Origin of the sequence: Streptomyces sp. PsTaAH-124 (assembly GCF_000373685.1) — a bacterium.
Taxonomy (GTDB): Bacteria; Actinomycetota; Actinomycetes; order Streptomycetales; family Streptomycetaceae; genus Streptomyces; species Streptomyces andamanensis.
In genome coordinates, this window is record NZ_KB892169.1 from 347386 (window position 1) to 367142 (window position 19757).

At 72.2% G+C, this 19757-nt stretch carries 23 protein-coding genes; 18 read left to right on the plus strand and 5 right to left on the minus strand.

The features are described 5' to 3' along the window. Window positions 1-46: 46 nt before the first annotated feature. The 3 genes from B086_RS0116985 to B086_RS0116995 are packed head-to-tail and all read right to left on the minus strand — an operon-like array spanning window position 47 to window position 2656. Complete coding sequence (locus tag B086_RS0116985; protein WP_018567624.1) at window positions 47-838, minus strand: ABC transporter permease; 792 nt, start codon at window positions 836-838, stop codon at window positions 47-49. After that, window positions 835-1812 (minus strand): ABC transporter ATP-binding protein, encoded by a 978-nt coding sequence (locus B086_RS0116990; RefSeq protein WP_018567625.1) that lies wholly within the window; start codon window positions 1810-1812, stop codon window positions 835-837. Before B086_RS0116990 ends, B086_RS0116985 begins: the two co-directional genes overlap by 4 nt. 31 nt (window positions 1813-1843) lie before the next feature. After that, entirely contained in the window at window positions 1844-2656 is an 813-nt protein-coding gene (locus B086_RS0116995) for an aminoglycoside N(3)-acetyltransferase (protein ID WP_026252506.1), read from the minus strand. Window positions 2657-2817: 161 nt separating this feature from the next. Between B086_RS0116995 and B086_RS0117000 the strand changes: the two genes are divergently transcribed. From B086_RS0117000 to dapD, 11 genes are all read left to right on the plus strand, one after another. Next, window positions 2818-3570: a helix-turn-helix transcriptional regulator gene (locus B086_RS0117000; RefSeq protein WP_018567627.1), complete on the plus strand. Its 753-nt coding sequence runs from the start codon at window positions 2818-2820 to the stop codon at window positions 3568-3570. After that, a complete protein-coding gene (gene sufB, locus B086_RS0117005; RefSeq protein WP_018567628.1) occupies window positions 3567-4988 on the plus strand; it encodes a Fe-S cluster assembly protein SufB in 1422 nt (473 codons plus the stop codon). The genes B086_RS0117000 and sufB overlap by 4 nt, the downstream gene beginning before the upstream one ends. 63 nt (window positions 4989-5051) lie before the next feature. After that, window positions 5052-6275, plus strand: a complete 1224-nt coding sequence (sufD, locus tag B086_RS0117010; RefSeq protein ID WP_086024229.1) for a Fe-S cluster assembly protein SufD — start codon at window positions 5052-5054, stop codon at window positions 6273-6275. Then, complete coding sequence (locus B086_RS0117015; protein WP_018567630.1) at window positions 6272-6595, plus strand: non-heme iron oxygenase ferredoxin subunit; 324 nt, start codon at window positions 6272-6274, stop codon at window positions 6593-6595. The genes sufD and B086_RS0117015 overlap by 4 nt, the downstream gene beginning before the upstream one ends. Before the next feature lie 7 nt (window positions 6596-6602). Next, window positions 6603-7367 carry a Fe-S cluster assembly ATPase SufC gene (gene sufC / locus B086_RS0117020; RefSeq protein ID WP_018567631.1) on the plus strand — a complete coding sequence of 255 codons (765 nt, stop codon included), beginning with the start codon at window positions 6603-6605 and terminating at the stop codon, window positions 7365-7367. Then, window positions 7364-8620, plus strand: a complete 1257-nt coding sequence (locus tag B086_RS0117025) for a cysteine desulfurase (RefSeq protein WP_018567632.1) — start codon at window positions 7364-7366, stop codon at window positions 8618-8620. Before sufC ends, B086_RS0117025 begins: the two co-directional genes overlap by 4 nt. Before the next feature lie 11 nt (window positions 8621-8631). Beyond that, entirely contained in the window at window positions 8632-9099 is a 468-nt protein-coding gene (sufU, locus tag B086_RS0117030; RefSeq protein ID WP_018567633.1) for a Fe-S cluster assembly sulfur transfer protein SufU, read from the plus strand. Then, window positions 9096-9428, plus strand: coding sequence for a metal-sulfur cluster assembly factor (locus tag B086_RS0117035; RefSeq protein WP_009187969.1), 333 nt, complete (start codon window positions 9096-9098; stop codon window positions 9426-9428). Before sufU ends, B086_RS0117035 begins: the two co-directional genes overlap by 4 nt. A gap of 112 nt (window positions 9429-9540) precedes the next feature. Then, a complete protein-coding gene (locus B086_RS0117040; protein ID WP_018567634.1) occupies window positions 9541-9861 on the plus strand; it encodes a DMT family transporter in 321 nt (106 codons plus the stop codon). Then, window positions 9861-10415 (plus strand): TetR/AcrR family transcriptional regulator, encoded by a 555-nt coding sequence (locus B086_RS0117045; RefSeq protein ID WP_018567635.1) that lies wholly within the window; start codon window positions 9861-9863, stop codon window positions 10413-10415. Before B086_RS0117040 ends, B086_RS0117045 begins: the two co-directional genes overlap by 1 nt. A 44-nt stretch (window positions 10416-10459) precedes the next feature. After that, entirely contained in the window at window positions 10460-11446 is a 987-nt protein-coding gene (gene dapD, locus B086_RS0117050) for a 2,3,4,5-tetrahydropyridine-2,6-dicarboxylate N-succinyltransferase (protein WP_018567636.1), read from the plus strand. Between the two features lie 132 nt (window positions 11447-11578). Here dapD and dapA read toward each other — a convergent pair whose 3' ends face one another. Beyond that, on the minus strand, window positions 11579-12508 hold the full coding sequence (gene dapA / locus B086_RS0117055; RefSeq protein WP_018567637.1) for a 4-hydroxy-tetrahydrodipicolinate synthase: 930 nt from the start codon (window positions 12506-12508) through the stop codon (window positions 11579-11581). A 155-nt stretch (window positions 12509-12663) separates the two neighbouring features. Here dapA and B086_RS0117060 point away from each other — a divergent pair, with 155 nt between their 5' ends. From B086_RS0117060 to B086_RS0117080, 5 genes are all read left to right on the plus strand, one after another. Beyond that, on the plus strand, window positions 12664-12840 hold the full coding sequence (locus tag B086_RS0117060) for a hypothetical protein (protein ID WP_018567638.1): 177 nt from the start codon (window positions 12664-12666) through the stop codon (window positions 12838-12840). Continuing rightward, the gene (locus tag B086_RS0117065; RefSeq protein ID WP_018567639.1) at window positions 12837-13562 is read left to right on the plus strand and encodes a hypothetical protein; all 726 of its coding nucleotides are present in this window, start codon (window positions 12837-12839) and stop codon (window positions 13560-13562) included. Before B086_RS0117060 ends, B086_RS0117065 begins: the two co-directional genes overlap by 4 nt. Before the next feature lie 51 nt (window positions 13563-13613). Further along, complete coding sequence (locus B086_RS0117070) at window positions 13614-14051, plus strand: phage holin family protein (protein WP_026252508.1); 438 nt, start codon at window positions 13614-13616, stop codon at window positions 14049-14051. After that, window positions 14048-14461 carry a DUF3618 domain-containing protein gene (locus tag B086_RS0117075; protein WP_018567641.1) on the plus strand — a complete coding sequence of 138 codons (414 nt, stop codon included), beginning with the start codon at window positions 14048-14050 and terminating at the stop codon, window positions 14459-14461. The genes B086_RS0117070 and B086_RS0117075 overlap by 4 nt, the downstream gene beginning before the upstream one ends. 235 nt (window positions 14462-14696) lie before the next feature. Beyond that, complete coding sequence (locus tag B086_RS0117080; RefSeq protein ID WP_018567642.1) at window positions 14697-15428, plus strand: antibiotic biosynthesis monooxygenase; 732 nt, start codon at window positions 14697-14699, stop codon at window positions 15426-15428. Window positions 15429-15468: 40 nt separating this feature from the next. Here the strand turns inward: B086_RS0117080 and B086_RS0117085 are convergent, their stop codons facing one another. Beyond that, window positions 15469-17301, minus strand: coding sequence for an endonuclease/exonuclease/phosphatase family protein (locus B086_RS0117085; protein ID WP_018567643.1), 1833 nt, complete (start codon window positions 17299-17301; stop codon window positions 15469-15471). A 305-nt stretch (window positions 17302-17606) separates the two neighbouring features. Between B086_RS0117085 and B086_RS0117090 the strand changes: the two genes are divergently transcribed. Together B086_RS0117090 and B086_RS0117095 are read left to right on the plus strand one after the other, a co-directional pair. Further along, the gene (locus B086_RS0117090; protein ID WP_018567644.1) at window positions 17607-19061 is read left to right on the plus strand and encodes a hypothetical protein; all 1455 of its coding nucleotides are present in this window, start codon (window positions 17607-17609) and stop codon (window positions 19059-19061) included. Between the two features lie 120 nt (window positions 19062-19181). Beyond that, window positions 19182-19751, plus strand: a complete 570-nt coding sequence (locus tag B086_RS0117095) for a TetR/AcrR family transcriptional regulator (RefSeq protein ID WP_018567645.1) — start codon at window positions 19182-19184, stop codon at window positions 19749-19751. Window positions 19752-19757 lie beyond the last annotated feature (6 nt).

Sequence of the window (19757 nt, forward strand, 5' to 3'; positions counted from 1 at the left end):
GCCGCTTGTGCACACTTTCACGAGGGTCCATGGGTGTCTTCGGTGCCTATTCCCAGCGGAAGAACTTCGCGGCGGCGGCCAGCCCCGCCACCGCCCACACGGCGAGGATCCCGAGGTCGCCCCAGGGCATGCCCGCGCCGTGCTGGAGAACGTCGCGCAGCCCGTCGGAGAGCGCCGAGACCGGCAGCAGGGCCAGGACGTCCTGGACGCCGGAGGGGAACTTGTCCAGCGGCACGATCACCCCGCCGCCGACGAGCAGCAGCAGGAAGACCAGGTTGGCGGCGGCCAGGGTCGCCTCGGCCTTCAGCGTCCCGGCCATCAGCAGGCCCAGCCCGCTGAAGGCGGCCGTGCCGAGGACCAGCAGCACCAGCACGACCAGCGGGTTGCCGTGCGGGGACCAGCCGAGGGCGAAGGCGATCACGGTCAGCAGGATCACCTGGAGCACCTCGGTGACCAGCACCGACGCCGTCTTGGCGGTCATCAGACCCCAGCGCGGCAGCGGTGACGACGCCAGCCGCTTCAGCACGCCGTAGCGGCGCTCGAAGCCGGTGGCGATGGCTTGTCCGGTGAACGCCGTCGACATCACCGCGAGCGCCAGCACCCCCGGTGCGAGGAAGTCCACGGACTTACCCGCGCCCGTGTCCACGATGTCCACCGAGCCGAACAGCACCAGCAGCAGCGCGGGGATGATCACCGTCAGCAGCAGCTGCTCGCCGTTGCGCAGCAGCATCCTCGTCTCCAGCGCCGCCTGCGCCGCGATCATGCGCGGCAGCGGGGCGGCACCGGGCCGCGGCACGTAGGCCCCGGCGGTCGAGCCGGTGGCCGAGGTGGTGGTCATGAGCGCAGCTCCTTGCCCGTCAGTTCGAGGAAGACGTCCTCCAGGGTGTGCCGTTCGACCGAGATCCGGTCCGGCATCACCCCGTGCTGCGCGCACCAGGACGTCACCGTGGCGAGCAGTTGCGGGTCGACCTCGCCGACCACCCGGTAGGCGCCGGGCGTCAGCTCGGCCGCGGAGGACTCGGGCGGCAGGGCCTTGAGCAGGGAGGCGACGTCCAGTCCGGGGCGGCCGCTGAAGCGCAGGGTGTTCTCCGCGCCGCCGCGGCACAGCTCCTCGGGGGAGCCCTGGGCGATGACCCGGCCGGCGTCGATGATCGCGACGTCGTCGGCGAGCTGCTCGGCCTCGTCCATGTGGTGCGTGGTGAGGATCACGGAGACCCCGTCGGTGCGCAGGTCGCGGACCAGGTCCCAGGTGGCGCGGCGGGCCTGCGGGTCGAGTCCGGCGGTGGGCTCGTCCAGGAAGACCAGCTCGGGCCGGCCGACCACGGCCATGGCCAGCGCCAGCCGCTGCTGCTGGCCGCCGGAGAGCCTGCGGTAGCCGGTCCGGCCGCAGCTTCCGAGGCCCAGCCGTTCGATCAGGGCGTCCACGTCCAGCGGATGCGCGTGCAGCTTAGCGACGTGGCGCAGCATCTCGTCGGCCCGCGCCCCCGAGTACACGCCGCCGGACTGGAGCATCACCCCGATCCGGGGGCGCAGCCCGGCGGACTGGGCGACCGGGTCGAGGCCCAGGACGCGCACCGTGCCGGAGTCCGGCCTCCGGTACCCCTCGCAGGTCTCGACCGTGGTCGTCTTGCCGGCGCCGTTGGGACCGAGCACGGCGGTGACGCCCGCCCCGGCCACCAGGTCGAGGCCGTCCACCGCGGTCTTCGTGCCGTACCGCTTGACCAGGGAGCGGATCTCGACGACCGGCTGCGGCGCGAAGCGTCTCGCCGGGGGGCGGTGGTCGGGAGACGGGCGGGCGGGCTCACTTCGCATGGGTCCAGAGTCTAGGGACGCGCCGGACCTCTCAGGCGCCCGGGTGCGTGATGTCCTCCTCACGGGGACGGTGCAGCGCGAGCCAGCGCTCGGCGTAGGCGACCGCGTCGGCCAGCGGGAACAGCCGGGCCGCGGCGGCGCCCACGGTGCCGCGGACGACCGGCCGGTCCCGTTCGAAGTCGTGGCCGAGCTCACCGAAGCACCCGGAGTCGATCGAGACCTCGGTCACGGTCTCCCAGCCGTGCGGTCCGGGCCTGCCCACGCGCACGCGCGGCGCGGGGACGCGGTACTCGGCGAGGTGGAAGCAGGTGCAGGTGTCGTAGCCGGTGCCGAGCAGCAGCACGCGCGCGCCGAGCGCCTCCAGGCGGGCCAGCGGGCTGCGCTCGCCCAGCCGGCAGTCGGTGGCGTGCCCGTCGGTGATCTCCCGCGCGCGCGGGCCGATCGCGGCGAACGACGTCTGGGGGTGGGCGCTGCGCAGGGCGCCCGGCCAGGTGCGGACGGTCTCGGGGACGACGCCGACCCCGAGCGTGGGGGTGGTGGCGGGGTCGTAGCCGGGCATGGCGGCGCGGATGGTGTCCCACCACGCCTCGGGCACCGGCGGCCGCGACCACAGGGCCGGGTCGGACAGGTCGCCGCTCTGGGCGGGGACGACGAGGGTGCCGTCCGGGCCGAGCGCGTCGAGCAGTCCACGGACGACGGCGGCCCGGCTTCCGCAGACCCAGCCGAGGGACTTCATCGAGGAGTGCGTCAGCAGGGTCTCGCCGGGCCGGACGCCGAGGGCGCGCAGGTCCTCGGCGAGGGTGTCGCGAGTCACAAGTGGGCCGGTCGGAGGGGGTGTGGGCATGGTCCGGGAGTGTGGCGCACCGGGTGTGCCGACGCCACCCGTTTGATCGATCACCGACCGTTTCCGCAGGTCGGATTAGGTATGCCTAAGTGACGCAGGGCACCGTCGGCCCGCCCCGGCGGCGCTTGTCAGGCCCCGATGAATTACGCAACAATGGCGTTGTGAAAAACGTCGGCGAGGCTCGGGCGACCCCCACGGGGACCCGGCAGGAGGAACTGGCGACCGGGGAGCGCTCCACGCGCAACCGGGTCGCGCGGTCCATCCTGGACCACGGTCCCTCGACCGTCGCCGAGCTGGCCGGACGGCTGGGGCTCACCCAGGCGGCCGTACGCCGTCACCTGGACGCGCTGGTCGCCGACGACGTCGTGGAGGCCCGCGAGCGGCGGGTGTACGGCGCGCGGACGCGCGGACGGCCCGCCAAGGTCTTCGCGCTCACCGACTGCGGCCGGGACGCCTTCGACCAGTCGTACGACAAGCTCGCCGCGGACGCGATGCGCTGGATCGCCGAGCGGGAGGGCGGCCCGGAGGCGGTGGCCGCCTTCGCACGGGCCCGCTTCGCCGCGCAGGCGCGCGCCTACCGCAAGGCGATCGAGGGGGCCGGTCCCGATCAGCGCGCCCAGGCACTGGCCAAGGCGCTGAGCCTGGACGGGTACGCTGCCACCGCACGCGGCGCGCCCCTCCCGCAGCAGGGCGAGCAGCTCTGCCAGCACCACTGCCCGGTCGCCCATGTCGCGGAACAGTTCCCGCAGCTGTGCGAGGCGGAGACGGAGATCTTCGCCGAGCTGCTGGGTACCCACGTCCAGCGACTGGCGACCATCGCCCACGGCGACGGCGTCTGCACGACGTTCATCCCCAGGATTTCCCAGACAAGCGACACCGCATCCACCAGCACGGCCGGGAGGAACCCCGCATGACTCTCCCCACGGAGACTGCTCACCCCGAACTCGAGGGCCTGGGCAACTACGAATACGGCTGGGCCGACTCCGACGAGGCCGGTGCCTCCGCCCGGCGCGGTCTGAACGAGGACGTCGTCAAGGACATCTCCGCGAAGAAGTCCGAGCCGGAGTGGATGACCAAGCTCCGCCTCAAGGGCCTGAAGCTCTTCGAGAAGAAGCCCATGCCGAACTGGGGCTCGGACCTGTCGGGGATCGACTTCGACAACATCAAGTACTTCGTGCGCTCCACGGAGAAGCAGGCGGAGTCCTGGGAGGACCTGCCCGAGGACATCAAGAACACCTACGACAAGCTGGGCATCCCGGAGGCCGAGAAGCAGCGGCTGGTCGCCGGTGTGGCCGCCCAGTACGAGTCGGAGGTCGTCTACCACCAGATCCGCGAGGACCTGGAGGAGCAGGGCGTCATCTTCCTGGACACGGACACGGCCCTCAAGGAGCACCCGGAGCTCTTCAAGGAGTACTTCGGGACCGTCATCCCCGTCGGCGACAACAAGTTCGCGTCGCTGAACAGCGCGGTGTGGTCCGGCGGCTCCTTCATCTACGTCCCGCCGGGCGTGCACGTGGAGATCCCGCTCCAGGCCTACTTCCGTATCAACACGGAGAACATGGGCCAGTTCGAGCGGACCCTGATCATCGTCGACGAGGGTGCCTACGTGCACTACGTCGAGGGCTGCACCGCCCCGATCTACAAGTCGGACTCGCTGCACTCCGCGGTCGTCGAGATCATCGTCAAGAAGAACGCCCGCTGCCGCTACACGACCATCCAGAACTGGTCGAACAACGTCTACAACCTGGTCACCAAGCGCGCCGTCGCCTACGAGGGCGCGACCATGGAGTGGATCGACGGCAACATCGGCTCCAAGGTGACGATGAAGTACCCGGCCGTCTACCTGATGGGCGAGCACGCCAAGGGCGAGACCCTGTCCATCGCCTTCGCGGGCGAGGGCCAGCACCAGGACGCCGGTTCCAAGATGGTCCACATGGCGCCCAACACCTCCTCCAACATCGTCTCCAAGTCGGTGGCGCGCGGCGGCGGCCGCACCTCGTACCGCGGCCTGGTCGAGATCGGCGAGGGCGCCGCGGGCTCCAAGTCCAACGTGCTGTGCGACGCGCTGCTCGTCGACACCATCTCCCGCTCCGACACCTACCCCTACGTGGACGTCCGCGAGGACGACGTGTCCATGGGCCACGAGGCGACCGTCTCCAAGGTCTCCGAGGACCAGCTCTTCTACCTGATGAGCCGCGGTCTGACCGAGTTCGAGGCGATGGCGATGATCGTGCGCGGCTTCGTCGAGCCGATCGCCAAGGAACTCCCCATGGAGTACGCGCTGGAGCTGAACCGGCTGATCGAGCTTCAGATGGAAGGCGCGGTCGGCTGACCACCGCACCGGGCAGCGACCAGCCAGCGAACACCGACGTAGGAAGAGAGCAGACCGACAGCCATGGCTGAGGCTCAGAACTCCCCCCAGTCCGCGACCCCGCTCGGACAGGGGGCACCCCCACCCGTGGGCTCCACCACCGCGGGCCAGATCGCGGTCGCCGCGGAGTCGACCGTCGCCACGCGCATGAGCGCGCCGCCGTCCTTCGACGTGGCGGACTTCCCGGTCCCGCACGGCCGTGAGGAGGAGTGGCGGTTCACCCCGCTGGAGCGGCTGCGCGGCCTGCACGACGGCACCGCGACCGCCACCGGCGGCGGCGTGAAGGTGGACGTCCAGGCGCCCGAGGGCGTGAGCGTGGAGAGCGTCGGCCGTGACGACGCGCGGCTCGGCAGGGCCGGCACGCCGGTCGACCGGGTCGCCGCGCAGGCGTACTCCGCCTTCGAGACGGCCTCGGTGGTGAGTGTCCCCAAGGAGACCGTCCTCACCGAGCCGATCCGCATCGCGGTGCACGGCGAGGGCGGGGTCGCCTACGGCCACCAGGTCATCGAGCTGGGGGCCTTCGCCGAGGCCGTCGTCGTCATCGACCACACCGGTGACGCGGTGCTCGCCGCCAACGTCGACTACCTGCTGGGCGACGGCGCCAAGCTCACCGTCGTCTCCGTCCAGGACTGGGACGACAAGGCCGTCCACGTGGGCCAGCACAACGCGCTGATCGGCCGGGACGCCTCCCTCAAGTCGGTCGTCGTCACCTTCGGCGGCGATGTCGTCCGGCTGCACCCGCGCGTGACGTACGCCGCCCCCGGCGGTGAGGCCGAACTGCTCGGCCTGTACTTCACCGACGCGGGCCAGCACCAGGAGCACCGGCTCTTCGTCGACCACGACGCCCCGCACTGCAAGTCGAACGTGGTCTACAAGGGCGCGCTCCAGGGCGAGCAGGCGCACGCGGTGTGGATCGGCGACGTGCTCATCGAGGCCAGCGCCGAGGGCACCGACACCTACGAGATGAACCGCAACCTGGTGCTGACCGACGGCGCCCGGGTCGACTCCGTGCCGAACCTGGAGATCGAGACCGGCGAGATCGTCGGCGCCGGTCACGCCTCCGCCACCGGCCGCTTCGACGACGAGCAGCTCTTCTACCTGATGGCCCGCGGCATCCCGGAGCACGAGGCCCGCCGCCTGGTGGTCCGCGGCTTCTTCGCCGAACTGGTCCAGCAGATCGGTGTCAAGGACATCGAGGAGCGCCTGCTCACCCGGATCGAGGAGGAGCTGGAGGCGTCGGTCGCATGAGCGGCACCTTCGTACGCGTCTGCGGGCTGAGCGAGCTGGAGGAGGACACCCCCAAGCGGGTGGAACTCGACGGCACGCCCATCTCCGTGGTGCACACCGAGGGCGAGGTGTTCGCCATCAACGACATCTGCTCGCACGCGAACGTCTCGCTCTCCGAGGGCGAGGTCGACGACTGCCACATCGAGTGCTGGCTGCACGGCTCGCGCTTCGACCTGCGCTCGGGCAAGCCCGACAGTCTTCCGGCGACGCGTCCCGTCCCCGTATACCCCGTAAAGATCGAAGGGGACGACGTGCTCGTCTCCCTCTCCCAGGAGTCCTGAGGCACCCATGGCAACGCTTGAAATCCGAGACCTGCACGTCACCGTCGAGGCCGACAACGCCACGAAGGAGATCCTCAAGGGCGTCGACCTCACCGTGAAGCAGGGCGAGACGCACGCCATCATGGGCCCCAACGGCTCCGGCAAGTCGACCCTCGCCTACTCGCTCGCGGGTCACCCGAAGTACACGATCACCGGCGGCACCGTCACCCTCGACGGCGAGGACGTCCTGGAGATGTCCGTCGACGAGCGCGCCCGCGCCGGCCTGTTCCTGGCGATGCAGTACCCGGTCGAGGTCCCCGGCGTCTCGGTCTCCAACTTCCTGCGCACCTCCGCCACCGCGATCCGCGGCGAGGCCCCCAAGCTGCGCACCTGGGTGAAGGAGGTCAAGGAGACCATGGAGCGGCTCCACATGGACCCCTCCTTCGCCGAGCGCAACGTCAACGAGGGCTTCTCCGGCGGTGAGAAGAAGCGCCACGAGATCCTCCAGCTCGAACTGCTCAAGCCGAAGGTCGCGATCCTCGACGAGACGGACTCCGGCCTGGACGTCGACGCGCTGCGGATCGTCTCCGAGGGTGTGAACCGCGTCCGCGAGACCGGCGAGGTCGGCACCCTGCTGATCACGCACTACACGCGCATCCTGCGCTACATCAAGCCCGACTACGTCCACGTCTTCTCCGGTGGCCGCATCGTCGAGTCCGGCGGCGCCGAACTCGCCGACAAGCTGGAGAACGAGGGCTACGAGGCATACGTGAAGGGTGGCGCATCCGCGTGACACAGCTGCCGGGCCTCCTCGACACCGAGGCGATCCGCAAGGACTTCCCCGTCCTGGACCGACTCGTCCACGACGGCAAGAAGCTCGTGTACCTGGACAACGCGGCGACCTCCCAGACCCCGCGCCAGGTGCTCGACGTGCTGTCCGAGTACTACGAACAGCACAACGCCAACGTGCACCGCGGGGTGCACGTGCTCGCCGAGGAGGCCACGGCGCTGTACGAGGGCGCCCGCGACAAGGTCGCGGCGTTCGTCAACGCGCCCAGCCGCGACGAGGTGATCTTCACCAAGAACGCCTCGGAATCGCTCAACCTCGTGGCGAACATGCTGGGCTGGGCCGACGAGCCCTACCGGGTTGACCACGACACCGAGATCGTCATCACGGAGATGGAGCACCACTCCAACATCGTGCCCTGGCAGCTGCTGGCGCAGCGCACGGGCGCGAAGCTGAAGTGGTTCGGCCTGACCGACGACGGCCGCCTGGACCTGTCGAACATCGACGAGGTCATCACCGAGAAGACGAAGATCGTCTCCTTCGTGCTGGTCTCCAACATCCTCGGCACCCACAACCCGGTCGAGGCCATAGTGCGCCGCGCCCAGGAGGTCGGCGCCCTGGTCTGCATCGACGCCTCCCAGGCCGCCCCGCACATGCCGCTGGACGTGCAGGCGCTCCAGGCCGACTTCGTGGCCTTCACCGGCCACAAGATGTGCGGCCCGACCGGCATCGGCGTGCTCTGGGGCCGCCAGGAGCTGCTGGAGGACCTGCCTCCGTTCCTCGGCGGCGGCGAGATGATCGAGACGGTGTCGATGCACTCCTCGACCTACGCCCCCGCTCCGCACAAGTTCGAGGCGGGCACCCCGCCGATCTCCCAGGCGATCGGCCTGGGCGCGGCGATCGACTACCTGAACTCGATCGGCATGGACAAGGTCCTCGCCCATGAGCAGGCGCTCACCGAGTACGCGGTGAAGCGGCTGACGGAGGTCCCCGACCTGCGGATCATCGGCCCCGCCACGGCCGAGGACCGCGGTGCCGCGATCTCCTTCACGCTCGGCGACATCCACCCGCACGACGTGGGCCAGGTCCTCGACGAGCAGGGCATCGCCGTCCGGGTCGGCCACCACTGCGCCCGGCCGGTCTGCCTGCGCTACGGAATTCCTGCGACCACGCGGGCGTCGTTCTATCTGTACTCCACGCCGGCCGAGATCGACGCACTGGTCGACGGCCTGGAGCACGTACGGAACTTCTTCGGATGAGGGGCTGAGGCGTGAAGCTGGACTCCATGTACCAGGACGTCATCCTGGACCACTACAAGCACCCGCACGGGCGGGGCTTGCGGGACGGTGACGCCGAGGTGCACCACGTCAACCCGACGTGCGGCGACGAGATCACCCTCCGTGTGAAGTACGACGGCACCACGATCGAGGACGTCTCCTACGAGGGCCAGGGCTGCTCCATCAGCCAGGCCTCGGCCTCGGTGCTGAACGACCTGCTGGTCGGCAAGGAACTCGCCGAGGCGCAGAAGATCCAGGAGACCTTCCTGGAGCTGATGCAGTCCAAGGGGAAGATCGAGCCCGACGACGCGATGGAGGAGATCCTGGAGGACGCGGTCGCGTTCGCCGGGGTGTCCAAGTATCCGGCCCGGGTCAAGTGCGCCCTGCTGAGCTGGATGGCCTGGAAGGACGCGACGGCCCAGGCGCTGGACGGCGCCGACGCCGAAAGGAAGACCGCATGAGCGAGACCGTGGAGATGAAGCCGGCCTCGGAGGAGGAGCTCCGCGAGGCCCTGATGGACGTCGTCGACCCCGAACTGGGCATCGACGTCGTCAATCTGGGACTCATCTACGGCATCCACGTCGACGACGCCAACATCGCGACCGTCGACATGACCCTGACGTCGGCGGCCTGCCCGCTCACCGACGTGATCGAGGACCAGGCCAAGTCCGCCACGGACGGCCTCGTCAACGAGCTGCGCATCAACTGGGTCTGGATGCCCCCGTGGGGCCCGGACAAGATCACGGACGACGGCCGCGAGCAGCTCCGGGCGCTCGGGTTCAACGTCTGAGCGACACATCGGCCAGGCGGCGGCACCCTCGGGGGGTGCCGCCGTTCTGCTGTGTCCGGAACCCGTCGCCCGCGGCCGCGGGGCCGTCCCGCCGCTATGTACGCTCGTACACATGGGATACCTGTTCCTTGCCGGAGCCATAGCCGCCGAGGTCGCCGGCACCACCGCCATGAAGTACAGCGAGGGGTTCAGCAGGCTGGGGCCCTCGGTGCTGACCGCGCTCGGCTATCTGATCTCCTTCGGGCTGCTCGCCCAGACGCTCAAAACGCTGAACGTCGGTACGGCGTATGCCATCTGGTCCGGCATCGGGACCGCGGCCATCGCCGCCATCGGCGTCGCCTTCCTGGGCGAGGGCATGACGCTCACCAAGGCCGCCGGGGTCGCGCTGATCATCGTCGGTGTGGTGGTGCTCAATCTGGGCGGCGCGCACTGATGGCCCGGCGGCACGATCCCGGCCGGCGGCAGCGGATCATCGACGCGGCGCTCCGGGTCGTGGGGGCGAAGGGCATCGCGGGGCTCAGTCACCGTACGGTCGCCGCCGAGGCCGACGTGCCGCTCGGCTCGACCACGTACCACTTCGCCACGCTCGACGATCTGCTGGTGGCCGCGCTGCGCCAGGCCGACGAGGGCTTCGCCGCGGCCGTCGCCGCGCGCGGCGCCCTGAGCGGCCCGCACCCCGACGTGGCCCGGGAACTCGCCGCCGCGATGGGGGAGTGGCTGGCCGGGGACCGCACCGGGGTCGAGCTGGAGTACGAGCTGTATCTGGCCGCGCTGCGCCGCCCGGCCCTGCGCCCGGTCGCCGCCGAGTGGGCCGACGGCCTCGCCGCCCTGCTGGCCCGGCACACCGACCCGGTCACCGCCCGCGCCCTGGTGGCCGCGGTGGACGGCATCTGCCTCCAGGTACTGCTGACCGGCGGTTCCTACGACGAGGAGTACGCCCGCGGGACGCTGGCCCGGCTGATCCCACCGGAGCCGCCCGGCACGTGAGACACGGTTCGCTCCCGCACCCCGCCCCACGTTAGGTTTTCCCCATGACCGAGACTGCTCCCCGCACCACCGGCGCCGTGGCCGCCGGACTCGCCACGATCGCCGCCGACGGCACCGTCCTCGACACCTGGTTCCCCGCTCCCGAGCTGACGGCGGAGCCCGGCCCGGCCGGTACCGAGCGGCTGTCCGCCGAGCGCGCCGCCGAACTGCTCGGCGCCGGCGCGACCGCGGCGACCGGGCCGGACACCCGCCGGGGCGTCGAGGTGGTCGCGGTCCGCACGGTCATCGCCTCGCTCGACGACAAGCCGCTCGACGCGCACGACGCCTATCTGCGGCTGCACCTGCTCTCCCACCGCCTGGTCAAGCCGCACGGCGTGAGCCTGGACGGCATCTTCGGCCACCTCGCCAACGTCGCCTGGACCTCGCTCGGCCCGGTCGCCGTGGACGACGTCGAGAAGGTGCGCCTCAACGCGCGCGCCGAGGGCCTGCACCTCCAGGTGACCTCCATCGACAAGTTCCCGCGCATGACGGACTACGTGGCCCCCAAGGGCGTCCGGATCGCCGACGCCGACCGGGTCCGCCTCGGCGCGCACCTGGCCGAGGGCACCACCGTGATGCACGAGGGCTTCGTGAACTTCAACGCGGGCACCCTGGGCACCTCCATGGTCGAGGGCCGCATCTCCGCCGGTGTCGTGGTCGGCGACGGCTCGGACATCGGCGGCGGCGCCTCCACCATGGGCACGCTCTCCGGCGGCGGCAACGTGATCATCTCCATCGGCGAGCGCTGCCTGATCGGCGCCGAGGCGGGCGTGGGCATCGCGCTCGGCGACGAGTGCGTCGTGGAGGCCGGCCTCTACGTCACCGCGGGCACCCGGGTCAGCATGCCCGACGGACAGATCGTCAAGGCCCGCGAGCTCTCCGGCGCCTCGAACATCCTCTTCCGCCGCAACTCGGTCACCGGCGCCGTCGAGGCCCGCCCGAACAACGCGGTCTGGGGCGGCCTCAACGACGTGCTGCACAGCCACAACTGACCGCCCGGCAGCCATTGCGGCCACGGCGAGGCACCCTTCCCGTCCGGGGAGCGGTGCCTCGCCGTGTTCCGGGGCGGTCAGGGGGTGAGCGGGCCGTCGACGTCGAGGAACAGCAGGGGGCGGCTCACCGGGTCAGCGTACGGGGCGGAGTGCGGGGGCGGTCAGGTCCTCGTACGCCGTCAGCAGGGCGGCCGTGGCCTCCTCGGAGGCGGGCAGCAGCGGGGCGCGGACCGGGCCCGCGGGCAGGCCGAGCGCGCTGAGCAGGGCCTTCGCGGTGACCGCGCCGGGCAGCCCGGAGGACATCGTCAGCTCGATGAGGTGCGTGGCCCGCTGCTGGGCGCGGGCCGCCCCCGCGGTGTCGCCCGCGTCGAACGCGTCCAGGACGGCGCGCAGCCGCCCGGGGACCGCGTTGGCGACCGTGCTGATGTATCCGGCGCCGCCGACCGCGTACAGGGCGAGGTTGTGCTCGTCGCAGCCCGCGTAGACGCCCAGATCGGTGCGGGCCAGCAGCTTCTGGACGCCGAGGAGGTCGTAGGAGCAGTCCTTGACCGCCGTGATCCGCGGGTGCTCCGCCAGGCGCAGCAGCGTGTCCGTCTCGATGCGGGTGCCGGTGCGGGCGGGGATGTCGTACAGCACGACGGGCAGCCCGCAGGTGTCCGCGACGGTGCGGAAGTGGGCCTCGACGGCGTCCTGCGGCGGCCTGCTGTAGTACGGCGCCACCACGAGCACCGCGTCGGCGCCGGCCTTCTGAGCGGCCAGGGCCAGCTCGGTGGTGTGCCGGGTGTCGGCGGTGCCCACGCCCGCGACGAGCCGGACGCGGTCCCCGACCGCGTCCCGGACGGCCCGGACCAGCTCGGCCTTCTCGGTGTCGGTGGTGGTCGGCGACTCGCCGGTGGTGCCGTTCAGCACGAGGCCGTCGCACCCCTCGCGCACCAGGTGGTCGGCCAGGCGCGCGGCGCCGTCCAGGTCGAGCGCTCCCGACGGGGTGAAGGGCGTGATCATCGCGCACAGGGCGCGGCCCAGCGGGGGCGTGGGGGCGGATGCGGGGTGCGTGGTCGTCATGGGGGTAGTCTCGGCAGTCCGAACGTACAGCACCACTTAATTCTTCTACGTCGTATTGATAAGTGATGCTTCAATCGTGGGCGGTCTGTCCAAAGTCGCCCGTCATGGGTCACCATGGGCATGAGGTCACCGACCGGCAGCTCATGGGAGGCGTCATGAAGCTCGGAAAGGCACTGGCCACCGGATTCGCCGAGGAGCGGCAGCAGCCGCGGCCGGAGGAGGCGGAGACCCTCGTACGGCCCGGACGGCCCGTACCGCTCCTGGAGGAGCGGCAGGACACCGTCTCCGCCGAAGAGACCCCCGCCGCCGAAGAGGTCCCGGCCGCCCGATGAGGCTGCGGCTGCCGACGGAGCACCCGGCGGAGCCGCCGACCGGATACAAGATCGCCCACCCGGTGCTGTGGCGGGACGGCACCCGGGCCGGGTTCACCGGAGTGTCGCTCGGCGGCGCGCTGCCGTACGGCGTCGTCGCGGACGCCGGCTGCGTCTACGGCCGGCGGCACCGGCCGCCCGCGCGCCGGTGCGACTGCGGCTTCCACTGCGTGCGCGAACGCGCCGCCGCCGAGGCCCTGTTGTGCATCACGGAGCACCGGGCCGCCGTCCTTCTGGAGGTCTCGGTCCTCGGCGCCTACATCCGTTTCGAACGCGGCTACCGCTCGGCCCGCCAGCGGGTGCGCACGATGACGGTCGGGCCCTGCGCGTGCGGCGCGCCCGCCCTCGCGCTGGCCGACGCGGGCTGGGGCCGGCCCGGCCGCAGCGCCCTGGCCGCCACCTGCGCGGGCTGTGTGCGCGGGCGTACGCCCGTGACGTTCGCCGCCTTCGCGCGGCTCGCCGGGGACGGGCTGCGGGTCGTGGCCGCCCCCGGCGCGGAGGTCCTTCCGGGTCCGGCGGGCGCGGAGTCCGCTCCGGCAGCGGGCGGGCCGGGCAGCCAGGCCGTGCCGGGGATGCCCGAACTCGTCGCGGAGGCGGCCCTGTTGCAGGCCCGGCTCGACTGGTTCCAGACCCGGCTGGCGCTGCTGGGCGAGCGCGGACCCGGCGGCGCGGGCCAGGGGTAGCGCGGGCGACGCGGGGTACCCGGGCCTCCGACCGAGAGGAGGCGGTCCACCGTGACCGGGACCATCGATGCCAGACCAGTGCACGCGGAGCACGCTCCGGCGGGCGACCGCTCGGTGGGCGAGCTGGTGCACGACGCCACCGAACAGCTTTCCCTGCTCGCCCGGCAGGAAGTGGCCCTCGCCAAGGAGGAACTGACCGCGAAGGGCCGGCGCATGGGGCGCGGCGGCGGCCTCCTCGGGGCCGCGGGCGCCCTCGCCTACGTCGGCGTGTTCGCACTCGCCGGCACGGGCGTCGCCGCGCTCAGCCTGGTGCTGCCCGTGTGGGCCGCGGCACTCATCGTGACCGGTGTGCTGTTCGCGCTGGCGGGCCTGCTGGCCCTCACCGGCCGCGCCCAGCTGCGCCGCGCCGGACCGCCCACGCCGCAGCGGGCACTGGGCAGTGTCAGGGCGGATGTCGAGGAGATCAAGGAAAGGGCACACCACCGATGACCGACAGCAGGCACGGGACGGACAAGGCCGCGACGGCGCCCGGCGCCAAGGGGCCCGACGAGCTGCGCGCGCAGATCGAGCGGACCAGGACCCGGCTCGGCGACACCGTCGAGGAACTGGCGGCCAAGGCCGATGTGAAGGGCCGCACCAAGGCCCGCGCGGCCGATCTGCGCGACCGGGCCGGGGCGATGACGGTGCAGCTGCGCAGCGGCGCCGCCCACGTCGGACACCGCGCCCAGGACCGGGCGGCGCTCACGGCCCGCAACGCACCGGACGCCCTCGGGCAGCCACTGGACAGCGCCGTGCGGACCGTCCGCCGCAACGCCCGCCCCCTGCTGTTCGCGGGCGCGGCCGGAGCGACGGTCCTGGCGGTGGGGCTGCTGCTCAACCGGCGCCGCGCGCACTGCTGATCCGCGGGCCCGGCGCGTACGGCCGACAGGGGACGACCGCGCCCCCGGAAGACCCGTCCAGGGTCTCCGGGGGCGCGCGGTCGTGCGCGCGCCCCCGGACGCCCCGCGCCGGGGCCCGACCGGAGAGGTGACCCCGCCGCGCTTCCGGAGGGCTCACGGACAGGGCTTGACCTCAATCTTGGTTGAGGTCGGAGAGTGATCGTGTCGCTCAGACAGCCGATCACCGGAGGCCCCGATGAGTTCCGTACCGCGTACGACCCTGCGCACCGACGACCACCCCGATCTCACCGATCCGCGCGTGGGCTCGCCGCTCTTCAGTACCTGGCGGGTGGGCACGCCGCAGCGGCAGCGGGCGACGGTCGAGGCGATCGCCGGGACCTGGCAGCGCCGTCCCTGGCCCGCGGACGGGCTGATCTCCTACCACGTCTACACGGGCGAGGACGGCACCACGCTGCTGCACCACTCGCAGTGGGCGAGCGAGCAGGAGTTCGAGGCGTTCGTACGGACCCGGCGGCAGGAGCGGGTCGACGAGATCGACGTCGCCGTGCCCGGGATCGAGCGGGTCGGGCTCGGCCGGTTCCGGCACCACCGGAGCACCGCCCGCGGCGGCCCCGCGGGGCGGGACCGCCGGGTGCCCGGCTGCCTCGTGGTCGTCGACGTCGAGTTCGACGGGCCCGACCCGGACCGGCAGCGGGCCTGGGTCGACGCCGTCTTCGAGGCCCTGGAGAGCGACCCCGCGCCACGCCCCGGCGCCATCGCCGCCCACTTCCATCTGAGCACCGACGGCCGGCGGGTGCTGAACTACGCCGAGTGGGAGAGTGCGGAAGCCCACCGCGCGGCGCTCGCGGCCCCGGGTGACGGCGTCGGGTCGGCGACCGCGCAGTGGAAGCGCGTGCAGACCTGGCCCGGCGTCCGGAGCAGCACGGTGAGCCGGTACGAGCACGCGCTCGGTCTCGTACCCGCCTGAGGGGCGGATACGGGACCGGGGCCGTGCGCCCTGGCATGGCCTACGGGCGGAAGCGCAGCACCTGCGGGTCGTGGTCGCTGATCTGGTCGTGGAACTCCGAGTTGATGTGCACGCTGTCGTACGCGAAGCGGCCGTGCCGGATCGAGGGGCTGACCAGGATCTGGTCGAGGACCTGCGCGTTGCCCTGGTAGTCGTAGGTGTACCGCTCGCTCCTGGGCAGCGACTTGATCGCCGACCACAGCTCGCCCCGGCCCTCCAGGATCTGTGCGGTGCCGGAGAACTCGAAGTCGTTGATGTCGCCGAGGGCGATCACGTCCGCGTCGCGCTGGACCTTCAGGATGTCCTTGACGAAGGAGTTCACCTCGGTCGCCTGGAGGTGCCGCTGCGTCTCCGAACTGCGCACCGGCGGCTGGTACGTGGACGTCAGTCCCTGGTCGCCGCCCTTGGAGGCGAAGTGGTTGGCGATCACGAGGACCGTACGGCCGTGGAAGACGAACTCGCCGGCCAGCGGCTTGCGGCTGGACTTCCACGCCTCGCTCGCCGGGTCGATCCGGCCCGGCGAGGAGGTCAGGGCGGCCCTGCCGTGCACCCGGGTGACGCCCACGGCGGTGGTGGAGCCGCCGCCGGGGCGGTCGGTGAAGGAGACCCGGGCCGGGTTGAACAGGAACGCCTGGCGGATGTTGCCGCCCGGCTCGCCGCCGTCCTGGTCGTTGACCGGGTCGATGGAGCGCCACTCGTAGCGCGGGCCGCCCGCCGCGACGATGGCGTCGATCAGCTTGGCCATCGTCACGCCCGCGGTGACGGTGCCGTCGTCGGTGGCGCCGTTGTCGTCCTGGATCTCCTCCAGGGACACGATGTCGGGCGAGCGGAGGTTGTTCACGATCGCGGAGGCGTGCGCCGCGAAGGTGGTGTCGGACGGGTCCAGGTTCTCCACGTTGTAGGTGGCCACGGCCAGCTCGTCGCGGGACTGCTTGCGGGTGCTCTCGCGGCGCAGGCCGCCGCTCTCCAGGGCGCCGATGCGGTTGGCCACCAGGGTGTAGCCGCCGTACTGGGTGTAGTCCAGCGGCCCGGCGGTGGTGCCGCGCAGGGTGTCGCCGACGTCCGCCACCGGGAAGTCGGCGGTGGCGCCGAGCGACTGGATCTGGAGCCGGCCGGTGTTCTGCGAGGTGTAGGAGCCGTACACCGTGCCGCCGCGCCTGTTGGCGTTCTCGTGCGGCTTCACCGTGACCCACAGCTCGGTGTACGGGTCGCTGGCGGTGACCACGCGGACGTCCTTGACCTGGACGTTCATGCCCTCCAGGGACTCGTAGTAGTCCAGGGCGTAGCGCTTCGGGCGCAGCGGCAGGGCGTCGATCGAGCCGCCCGCCGCGCTGTCGCCGGCCGGGGTGTAGGCGGCCGGGACCGACTTCGCGTCGATGACGACCGGGGCCGGGACGGCGTTGCCGGAGGAGACCACGGTGACGGCCGGCTTGGTGATCTCGGTGATCGACTGGTTGCCCGAGGAGGTGCCGCCGGGCACGTACTCGGAGACGGTGCCGGTGACCGTGACGGAGTCGCCGACGGCGGCCTTCGGGGCGGAGCCGGTGAAGACGAAGACGCCCTCACTGGTGGCCGGGTCGGCGTCGGGGTGGGGGTCCTGCATCCAGAACCCCTTCGAGGCGCCGTAGGTGCGCACCCCGGTGACGATTCCGGCCACGTCGGAGACCTGCCGGCCGGCGTACGGGGAGATCCGGGTGGTGCCCTGGATGTCATGGATGCGCACGGAGTCCGCGTGTGCGGGCGCGGGGAGCACGATCATCTGGGTGACCGCCGCCGCGGAGCACACGGCGGCGACGGTCAGCGCGGCGAGGCGGGCGGAAGACTTGCTCGGCAACGGAATCCCTCCGGGGACGTACAGAAGCGCCGGGACGAGGGTGGAGCGGGGAACAGGATGCCGCGACCGGGGCGGCCGTGGCACGCAGCGCGCTCGGTGGACAGTTGTCCCCCGAATGTCTACGCGCGTCAATCTCCTGCGGAGCCAGGGGCGTTGTCAAGGTTTCGGCCATGTACGAAGAGCGTCGGGGAGATGAACCGGGCGGCATGGGTGGAAATCCGTCTAGGCTGAGCGGTCGAGTCGTCAGGCTTCACCGGTCCGGGGTGCGCAACCCCCGGTCCATCAGGTCCTAGGAGAACCCGCCGATGTCAGACACGTCCCCGCTGCCGCCGGTGCGGCTGGCTTCCGAACCGGAGCTGGCCCGGGACGCCCTCGCCGCTCCGCTGCTGTCCCGGGCCGCCCGGCTGGCCCGCTGGGCCTCTCCCGCCACCCGGGTCGACGCGGGCGGCGCGCTGCTGCCCGAGCAACTGCCCGCCGCCGCCGGGGAGCTGGGGCTGAGCGGCGACGACGCGGCGGCCTCGGCGAGCGAGGCATGGCGGATGGCCGTCGACACCGGACTCGTCGAGATCACCGACGAGGAGGAGGGCACCGTCGCGGCGGGCGCGGAGCTGCGGCGGCTCACCGGCGGCTCGCCGCACGACGTGCTCACACTCTGGCTGACCGCGCTGGACGCCGTCCTGGCCGACGCGAGCGTGCCCGACCTGGACGGCCTGATCGACGCCATGGACGAGGGCGGCGCCGTCGACCTCTCCGCCCTCGACTGGGACCCGCAGGCCGAGGCGGAGTTCCTGGACGGGGTGCTGGCCAATCTGTATCTGCTGACCGTCGGCGAGAGCGGGCCGGGCGCCGGGCCGGTGCCGCTGCCCGCGCTCGCCGCCTCCATGATCGTGCCCAGCGACATGGGTGAGCCCACCGACGACATACTGGAGCAGGTCTCCGACGCCATGATGCGGCTGGACGACCAGTTCCGGCTGCTGGAGCCGATCGGGCTCGTCGTCCACCGGCCGGTGGACGAAGCCCTGCTGGAGGACGCCGAGTCCGGCACGGACGGCGGCGGGCCCGCCGCCTCGGCGCCGGGGTCCGACGACGACGTGGACGTCGCCCGCTACGGCATGGTGCGGCTCACCCCGCTCGGCCTGTACGGCATCCGGGCGCGGCTGCTGGAGGCCGGGCACGACGCCCCGGCCGTCGGTGACCTCGCGGACAAGGGCGCCGACGCGCTGCTGGACGGCACCGCCGTCTTCCCGCCCCCGGCCGCGCACGCCGAGACCGAGCAGTGGCTCGCCCGCCGCGAACCGCTGGCCGCCGCCCGTGAACTGCTCGCCGCGGCCCGCGGCGCGGACGCCGGGGGCCCGCTGCGGCGGCTGCGCTGCCAGCAGGCCCTGTCCCTGGTGGGCGTGGTGGCCGAACCGGCGCTGCGCGAGGTGCTCGGCGACGCCGAACTGGGCGGTCTGGCCCGGGTCTGGCTGACCGAGCGGGGCCTGCCCGACGTACCGCCGCCCTCCCAGGACATGGTCTTCTGGCTCACCATCGACACGGTGGCGGCGCAACTGGCCGCCGAGGGCGACTCGGAGGAGCTGCTCGCGCTGGTGCAGGGGCTCGCCGAGCAGCACAGCGGGTTCTTCGCCGCGGCCTGGCGGGTGGACCATCCGCACACCGCCGACGTCCTGGAGGCCATGGGCCGGCTGCACCCGGACAAGAAGATCGCCAAGGAGGCCCGCAAGGCGGCCTTCAAGGCGCGCTCCGCGCACGGGGGCTGAGCGGCTGCGGGACGTGGCCGGGCGGGGCCTGGGGGGCTCCGGGAGAGGGCGGGCGGGGAGGTGCCCGCTCCGGCTCCGGTACATTCTGGAGACGGCCTCCGGTCCCCGAGGAGTATGCGGATGGCGCAGGTCAGACCCATGCGGGCGGACGCCCGGCGGAACTACGAACGGCTGCTGGAGGTGGCCCTCCGGGCCTTCACCGAGCACGGTGAGAACGCCTCGCTCGATGACATCGCCAAGCGGGCCGGGGTCGGTTCCGGGACGCTGTACCGGCACTTCCCGAACCGGCAGGCGCTGCTGGAGGCGGCCTTCGTCGGCCGGGTCGAGGCGATCGCCGCGCGCGCGGACGAGCTGGCGGAGCGGCTGGCGCCGGGCGAGGCGCTGTCGCAGTGGCTGTACGAGCTGTGCGCCTGGACGATCGAGGCGCGCGGGCTGAAGGCGCTGCTGGGCTCGGCGGTCACGGACGGCAGCACGACGGCGGTCACCGTCTGCGGTACGTCGCTCATGGGCGCCGCGGCCCGACTGACGGAGGCCGCCCGGCGCGCGGGCACCCTGCGGGCGGACCTGGAACCGGTCGAACTGCTGCGGCTGGCGCACGGCGTGGCGACGGCCGCGGAGCTGGCGGACGGGCAGGGCGCGCACCTGCGCCGCTATCTGACGCTGCTGCTGGAGGGCCTGCGGGCGTCGTGAGGGTCC